The organism is Phytoactinopolyspora halotolerans, from assembly GCF_010550675.1.
GTDB lineage: Bacteria > Actinomycetota > Actinomycetes > Jiangellales > Jiangellaceae > Phytoactinopolyspora > Phytoactinopolyspora halotolerans.
In genome coordinates, this window is the sequence record NZ_JAAGOA010000064.1 from 1 (window position 1) to 853 (window position 853).

The window sequence follows — 853 nt, forward strand, 5'->3', positions numbered from 1 at the left end:
CGCCAACCGGATGCGCTGTATGCGCTGGTCAACCTGGCGCCGCAGACACCAGCACAGATCCCGGCACTGCCACTATCAACGCCGAACAGCGGGTCGAATATGAAGATCACGATCTACGGCTGGAGTATTAGGCCGCACCGCGCACTGTCCTGCGCGATCAGGGACAGCGACGTCAAGAACGCGCCGCTCCAGCGATCGTGAGCGGGTGCCGCCACCGTCCCGAACCGGTCGCCCGCCACGGCGTGCACACGCTTCGTGAGTCCGCCCATCTGCTCGAAGTAGGCCGCCCACGTGGGCCGCGGATAGCGATCCAACGCCTCTCGCGCCGGAACCCCGGGCAGCATGCTCAACACCATATAGTCGCGGTCGATCACCTGGAGCGACCAGTCAGCAGCAATGACACGCGGCAGGAATCCGCTCAGCGCCGCGCTGAGAAAAGGCTGCACGGCGTACTCGTTGCGCATCAGCTGCCATTCACTGCGGAACTGAAGGTGCTGATCCGGCGCCACGCGCAGCACCACCGGTTCCGGATACGCCTGCGTCTCAACAACCCACGTCGAGTTGTACATGCCCCCAGACAACGCGCGCATGGCGACCACCGTGGCGTTCGCGTCGAACACAGTTGCAACAATCCGCTCGACTTCTCCGCGCGTGACACCCCGACGCCAGGTCTCCACGTCGAGTTTCGCTGCGCCCGTCCCCACACTGCTCTCCATGCTCTTTTTCGGCTCTCCGTCCCGATCCGTGGGTTAGCGGCCGGGGAGGGCGGGGCGGTATCCGCCGAGGGCGAGCATGGCCAGGGCGATGAGGGCGTGGGGGTCTTTGAAGCCGTAGGCGGTGCGGGTGATGACGC

The 853-nt window shown here is 65.5% G+C and carries 1 protein-coding gene; it reads right to left on the bottom strand.

Translation table 11 applies throughout. The features are described 5' to 3' along the window. Positions 1 to 113: 113 nt before the first annotated feature. Entirely contained in the window at positions 114 to 704 is a 591-nt protein-coding gene (locus G1H10_RS32100; protein WP_163745358.1) for a phosphotransferase family protein, read from the bottom strand. Positions 705 to 853 lie beyond the last annotated feature (149 nt).